Origin of the sequence: Leclercia sp. M50, assembly GCF_037150775.1 — a bacterium.
GTDB lineage: Bacteria > Pseudomonadota > Gammaproteobacteria > Enterobacterales > Enterobacteriaceae > Enterobacter.
This window is the reverse complement of record NZ_JBBCPK010000150.1, coordinates 1-6,983: the sequence shown is the minus strand read 5'-3', so window position 1 is coordinate 6,983 and position 6,983 is coordinate 1. Positions and strand designations below refer to the sequence as shown.

Genomic DNA, 6,983 nt, shown 5'->3' with positions numbered 1-6,983 from the left:
CTGGCGCGAGGCGCTGGCGCAGCACAGCGATCCGGTGCTGGCCTGGAACGCCATCCAGAACGATCCGCAAAAGCGCCAGAGCTACAGGCAGGCCCGCGGCCACGGCGGGTTTGTCCGCTCAAACTGGAAAGAGCTGAACCAGCTTATCGCCGCCGCTAACGTCTGGACCATCAAACACTACGGCCCGGACCGGGTGGCGGGCTTCTCGCCCATCCCGGCGATGTCGATGGTCTCCTACGCCGCAGGCACCCGGTATCTCTCCCTGCTGGGTGGCACCTGCCTGAGCTTCTACGACTGGTACTGCGACCTGCCGCCTGCGTCACCCATGACCTGGGGCGAGCAGACCGACGTGCCGGAATCCGCCGACTGGTACAACTCCAGCTATATCATCGCCTGGGGATCGAACGTGCCCCAGACCCGAACCCCGGACGCCCACTTCTTTACCGAAGTGCGCTACAAGGGCACCAAAACCATCGCCATCACGCCTGACTTTTCAGAAGTGGCGAAGCTCAGCGACCAGTGGCTGGCGCCGAAACAGGGCACCGACAGCGCCTTAGCCATGGCGATGGGCCACGTGATCCTGAAAGAGTTCCACCTCGACAACCCGAGCGACTACTTCCTCAACTACTGCCGCCGCTACACCGACATGCCGATGCTGGTGATGCTCGATCCGCGGGAGGATGGCAGCCTGGTGCCGGGTCGGATGCTGCGTGCCTCCGACCTCGCCGACGGGCTGGGTGAAACTAACAATCCGGAGTGGAAAACCGTCGCCTATACCACCACCGGCGATCTGGTGGTGCCGAACGGCTCTATCGGCTTCCGCTGGGGTGAAAAAGGCAAATGGAACCTCGAGCCGCTGGCGGCAGGCCAGGAGACGGAACTGGCGCTCTCCCTGTTGGGCACCCACGACAGCGTCGCCGGGGTAGCCTTCCCCTACTTTGGCGGCAATGAGAACCCGCATTTTCGCAGCGTGAAGCAGGAGCCGGTGCTGGTGCGCCAGCTGCCGGTGAAAACGTTGACCCTTGCCGATGGCCGCCAGCTGCAGGTCGCCAGCGTCTACGATCTGATACTGGCGAATTACGGCCTCGACCGCGGGCTGGAGGATAACCTCGCGGCCAAAGATTACGCCGAGATCAAAGCCTACACCCCGGCGTGGGGAGAGCGGATCACCGGCGTACCGCGTCGTCATATCGAGCAGATCGCCCGGGAGTTCGCCGACACCGCGCATAAAACCCATGGCAGGTCGATGATTATCCTCGGCGCCGGGGTCAACCACTGGTATCACATGGACATGAACTACCGCGGGATGATCAACATGCTGGTCTTCTGCGGCTGCGTGGGTAAAAGCGGCGGCGGCTGGTCGCACTATGTCGGCCAGGAGAAGCTGCGCCCGCAAACCGGCTGGCTGCCGCTGGCCTTTGCCCTCGACTGGAACCGCCCGCCACGGCAGATGAACAGCACCTCGTTCTTCTACAACCACGCCAGCCAGTGGCGCTATGAGAAACTCACCGCCCGGGAGCTGCTCTCCCCCCTGGCGGACGCCTCGAAGTTCACCGGCCACCTGATCGACTTTAACGTGCGGGCCGAGCGGATGGGCTGGCTGCCCTCCGCCCCCCAGCTCAACCTCAACCCGCTGCACATCAAGGCTCAGGCCGATGCGGCTGGCATGTCGCCCCAGGAGTACACCGCCCAGGCGCTGAAATCGGGCGATATCCGTATGGCCTGCGAGCAGCCGGACAGCGGCAATAACCACCCGCGCAACCTGTTCGTCTGGCGCTCGAACCTGCTCGGCTCCTCCGGCAAGGGGCATGAGTACATGCTCAAGTACCTGCTGGGCACCGAAAACGGCATTCAGGGCGACGAACTGGGCACCACCGATGACGTGAAGCCGGAAGAGGTTGAGTGGCAGACCGCCGCTATCGAGGGCAAGCTGGATCTGCTGGTGACGCTCGACTTCCGCATGTCCAGCACCTGCCTGTTCTCGGATATCGTCCTGCCCACCGCCACCTGGTATGAGAAAGACGATATGAATACCTCGGATATGCATCCGTTTATTCATCCCCTTTCCGCCGCCGTCGACCCGGCCTGGGAGTCCCGCAGCGACTGGGAGATCTACAAGGGCATCGCCAAAGTCTTCTCTGAGGTCTGTGTCGGCCATCTGGGGACCGAAACTGACGTGGTGCTGCAGCCGTTGCAGCATGACTCCCCGGCGGAGCTCTCCCAGCCGTTTGACATCGCCGACTGGCGCAAGGGTGAATGCGATCTCATCCCCGGTAAAACCGCGCCGAACATTGCCGTGGTGGAGCGTAACTACCCGGATACCTGGGAGCGTTTCACTGCCCTCGGCCCGCTGCTGGACAAACTCGGCAACGGCGGGAAAGGCATCTCCTGGAACACCCAGGATGAGGTCGATTTCCTCGGCAAGCTCAACTACGTCAAGCTCGACGGCCCGGCGAAAGGCCGCCCGCGCATTGAGACGGCCATTGACGCCTCGGAAGTCATTCTCGCCCTCGCCCCGGAAACCAACGGCCAGGTGGCGGTCAAAGCCTGGGAAGCGTTGGCGGAGTTCACCGGGCGCGAACACAGCCATCTGGCGCTGAACAAGGAGGACGAGAAGATCCGCTTCCGCGATATTCAGGCCCAGCCGCGTAAGATTATCTCCAGCCCGACCTGGTCCGGCATTGAGAGCGAGCATGTCTCCTATAACGCCGGGTACACCAACGTCCACGAACTGATCCCGTGGCGCACACTCTCCGGGCGTCAGCAGCTGTATCAGGATCATCTCTGGATGCGCGCCTTCGGCGAAAGCCTGGTGGCCTATCGTCCGCCGATTGATACCCGAAGCGTCAGCCATATGCGCGAGATCCCGCCGAACGGCTTCCCGGAGAAAGCGCTCAACTTCCTGACCCCGCACCAGAAATGGGGCATCCACTCCACCTACAGCGAAAACCTGCTGATGCAGACCCTGTCGCGCGGCGGGCCCATTGTCTGGATGAGCGAAACCGACGCCCGGGAGCTGGGCATTGAGGATAACGACTGGATAGAAGCCTTCAACGCCAACGGGGCGCTCACCGCCCGGGCGGTGGTCAGCCAGCGCGTGCCACCGGGCATGACCATGATGTACCACGCCCAGGAGCGCATTCTCAATATCCCCGGTTCGGAAGTGACCGGACGGCGCGGCGGTATTCATAACTCCGTGACCCGCGTCTGCCCGAAACCAACCCATATGATTGGCGGCTACGCCCAGCTCGCCTACGGCTTTAACTACTACGGCACCGTAGGCTCCAACCGCGACGAGTTCATCATGATACGCAAAATGAAAAACATTAACTGGCTGGATGGCGAAGGTAACGACCAGGTACAGGAGGCGAAAAAATGAAAATACGCTCACAGGTCGGCATGGTGTTAAATCTCGATAAATGCATTGGGTGTCACACCTGCTCGGTGACCTGCAAAAACGTCTGGACGGGGCGCGAAGGGATGGAATACGCCTGGTTTAACAACGTCGAAACCAAGCCGGGCATCGGCTACCCGAAAAACTGGGAGGACCAGGAGGTGTGGCAAGGCGGCTGGATCCGCGGCATCTCTGGCAAGCTGACCCCGCGGCTGGGCGGCAAGCTGGGGGTGCTGTCAAAAATCTTCGCTAACCCACAAATGCCGCAGATCGACGATTACTACGAGCCCTTTACCTTCGACTACCAGGATCTGCATCGGGCCAAAGAGAGCGAACATCTCCCCACCGCCCGTCCCCGCTCGCTGATTGACGGCAAGCGCATGGATAAAATCAAGTGGGGGCCAAACTGGGAGGAGCTGCTGGGCGGCGAGTTTGAGAAACGCGCCCGGGATCGCAACTTCGACCGGATGCAGAAGGAGATGTACGGCCAGTTCGAAAATACCTTCATGATGTATCTCCCCCGCCTGTGCGAACACTGCCTGAACCCAAGCTGTGCGGCGACCTGCCCGAGCGGGGCCATCTACAAACGTGAAGAGGACGGCATTGTGCTGATTGACCAGGACAAATGCCGCGGCTGGCGCCTGTGCATCAGCGGCTGCCCGTACAAAAAGATCTATTTCAACTGGAAGAGCGGAAAATCGGAGAAATGCATCTTCTGCTATCCGCGTATCGAATCGGGCCAGCCGACCGTCTGCTCGGAAACCTGCGTCGGGCGCATCCGCTATCTCGGCGTCCTGCTCTATGACGCAGACCGTATCCAGGAGGCGGCCAGCACCGAGCATGAAACCGATCTCTACGAACGTCAGTGCGACGTGTTCCTCAATCCGAACGATCCGGCGGTGATTGAAGAGGCGCTGAAACAGGGCATCCCCCAGAACGTGATTGATGCTGCCCAGCGCTCCCCGGTCTATAAACTGGCGATGGACTGGAAGCTGGCCCTGCCGCTCCACCCGGAATACCGCACCCTGCCGATGGTCTGGTATGTTCCCCCGCTGTCACCGATCCAGTCTTACGCCGATGCCGGTGGCCTGCCGCAGACCGACAGCATCCTCCCCGCGGTGGAAAGCCTGCGCATTCCGGTCCAGTACCTGGCGAACATGCTCAGCGCGGGCGATACCGGCCCGGTACTGCGCGCCCTGAAACGCATGATGGCGATGCGCCACTATAAGCGCTCCCAGACCGTAGAGGGGGTGACCGATACCCGCGCTATCGAAGAGGTGGGTCTGAGCGTGGAACAGGTAGAGGAGATGTACCGCTATCTCGCCATCGCCAACTACGAAGATCGCTTCGTGATCCCGACCAGCCACCGGGAAATGGCCCGGGACGCCTTCCCGGAGCGCAACGGCTGCGGCTTTACTTTCGGTGACGGCTGCCACGGCTCCGACACCAAATTCAATCTGTTCAACAGCAGCCGCATCGACGCCATCAACATCACCGAGGTGCGCGAACATGGGGAGGGAGAGTAATGCAGATCCTCAAAATTATCGCCCTGCTGATTGAGTACCCGGACGAGGCGCTGTGGGAGAGCCGCGACGAAGCCCTCGCCCTGGTGGCGCAGGACGCGCCGAGGCTGATGCCGTTTGCAGAGCACTATCTCAACGCCCCGCTGCTTGACCGGCAGGCGGCGTGGTGCGAGGTGTTCGAGCGCGGGCGTGCCACCTCGCTGCTGCTGTTTGAGCATGTGCATGCTGAATCCCGGGATCGCGGCCAGGCGATGGTCGACCTGATGAACCAGTACGAGCAGGCCGGCTTGCAGCTCGACTGCCGCGAACTGCCGGACTATCTGCCGCTCTATCTGGAGTATCTGAGCATCCTGCCCGAGGCGCAGGCGCAAGAGGGACTGCAAAACGTCGCGCCGATCCTGGCGCTGATTGGCGGGCGATTAAAACAGCGGGAGGTGGCACAGTATCAGCTGTTCGACGCCCTGCTGAAATTCGCAGGCAGTAAGCTCTCCAGTGACAGCGTCACGCAGCAGGTGGCAGGCGAAAAACGGGATGACACCCGCCAGGCGCTGGATGCGGTCTGGGAAGAGGAACAGGTGAAGTTTATTGAAGATAACGCCACGGCCTGCGACAGCTCGCCGATGCAGCAGTATCAACGACGCTTTAGCCAGGACGTCGCTCCCCAGTACGTGGACGTCAGCGCCGGAGGCCCAAAATGACACACCATCTGAACGTCTTTTTCTTCGATATTTACCCTTACATCTGCGCCGCGGTCTTTTTCCTCGGCAGCTGGCTGCGGTATGACTACGGCCAGTACACCTGGCGCGCCTCCTCCAGCCAGCTGCTGGATAAGCGCGGCATGAACTGGGGCTCTAATCTGTTCCACATCGGTATTCTGGGGATTTTCTTCGGCCACCTGTTCGGGATGTTAACCCCGCACTGGATGTACGCCTGGTTTTTGCCGATGGCGGTGAAACAGCAGCTGGCGATGATCGCCGGGGGGATCTGCGGGGTGCTGACGCTGATTGGCGGCTCGATGCTGCTCTACCGCCGCCTCTTTAACCAGCGGGTGCGGGCCACGTCGACCACGCCGGATATCGTCATTATGAGTATATTGCTGACCCAGTGCGTGCTCGGCCTGACGACCATTCCGTTCTCGGCGCAGTACCCGGACGGCAGTGAGATGCTCAAGCTGGTCGGCTGGGCCCAGGGGATTGTCACCTTCCGCGGCGGCTCATCGGAGATGCTGAGCGGCGTGGCCTTTATTTTCCGCGTCCATCTGGTGCTGGGGATGACCATTTTCCTGATCTTCCCCTTCACCCGGCTGGTACACGTCTGGAGCGCGCCGTTTGAGTACATTACGCGGCGTTATCAGCTGGTGAGATCCCGACGATAACCTCACCCACGCCGGGTGGGGCTGCGCCTTACCCGGCCTGGAAAAGCGCACCACACCGTAGGCCGGGCAAGCGCATGCGCCGCCCGGCGTTGCGGGCTATTTCCCCGCCTGCGGATGGGTTTCAAACCCGGCCATCACTGCCGTGAGTTCCGCCAGCGTAAAGCCGTGCTTCGGATCATCCACCCCCAGCCCAAACCGCTCCTGCATCACCTGGTAGAGTGCTTCTGCATCCGGCAGGTTAACCTGCTCCAGGGCGTGGCCGTCCTGCCAGTGGGTGAAGTGGAAGTTGGTAAGGGTCAGTTTGCCGCCGTCGGGCAGATGTCGGCACATCAGCAGATGATGACGGAAATGGGATTGCGGCCAGTGCGCTGACCAGAAGTTGCCCAACACGTAATCGGCCTGGTATTGCGCGGTGAGATCGAAGTGATACATCGACTGCCAGTGCTCGTGGTGGCGGAACTGTAGCACCCAGTCGCAACCGTCGTTGATTAGCCGGTACAGGCCGTGCGGCGTCGCCTGCTCTTCTTCGGCGACCAAACGGATGGGCGCGGTCAGGGTCTGCCCGCCAAAACCGACATCGGCGATCCAGCGTTCGCCCTCCAGTTCCACCAGCAGCAGACGGTGGGTGCGCGGCGGCATCTGGGCCGGATTCGCCAGCACCACCCGCCCCAGCAGGCTGCGCACATGGAAT

General features: G+C 61.6%; 5 protein-coding genes. 4 read left to right on the top strand and 1 reads right to left on the bottom strand.

Annotation, left to right across the window (positions count from 1 at the left end; translation table 11 throughout):
• From WFM46_RS22065 to narI, 4 genes are all read left to right on the top strand, one after another.
• Positions 1-3,379, top strand: a 3,379-nt coding sequence (locus WFM46_RS22065) for a nitrate reductase subunit alpha (protein WP_336998555.1), incomplete at its 5' end; no start/stop codon positions are given.
• Positions 3,376-4,920 (top strand): nitrate reductase subunit beta, encoded by a 1,545-nt coding sequence (gene narH / locus WFM46_RS22060; RefSeq protein ID WP_114314924.1) that lies wholly within the window; start codon positions 3,376-3,378, stop codon positions 4,918-4,920. The genes WFM46_RS22065 and narH, both read left to right, overlap by 4 nt.
• On the top strand, positions 4,920-5,615 hold the full coding sequence (gene narW / locus WFM46_RS22055) for a nitrate reductase molybdenum cofactor assembly chaperone (protein ID WP_336998554.1): 696 nt from the start codon (positions 4,920-4,922) through the stop codon (positions 5,613-5,615). The genes narH and narW overlap by 1 nt, the downstream gene beginning before the upstream one ends.
• Entirely contained in the window at positions 5,612-6,292 is a 681-nt protein-coding gene (gene narI / locus WFM46_RS22050) for a respiratory nitrate reductase subunit gamma (protein WP_103179651.1), read from the top strand. The genes narW and narI overlap by 4 nt, the downstream gene beginning before the upstream one ends.
• Positions 6,293-6,388: 96 nt before the next feature.
• On the opposite strand, the gene WFM46_RS22045 is transcribed toward narI, so the two are convergent.
• The coding region (locus WFM46_RS22045; protein ID WP_336998553.1) for an arylamine N-acetyltransferase at positions 6,389-6,983 on the bottom strand (595 nt) is incomplete at its 5' end.

Bases quoted from the DNA above. Each gene is read 5' to 3' on its own strand.
- narI (WP_103179651.1), top strand. From the start codon at position 5,612: ATGACACACCATCTGAACGTCTTTTTCTTCGATATTTACCCTTACATC.
- narW (WP_336998554.1), top strand. From the start codon at position 4,920: ATGCAGATCCTCAAAATTATCGCCCTGCTGATTGAGTACCCGGACGAG.
- narH (WP_114314924.1), top strand. From the start codon at position 3,376: ATGAAAATACGCTCACAGGTCGGCATGGTGTTAAATCTCGATAAATGC.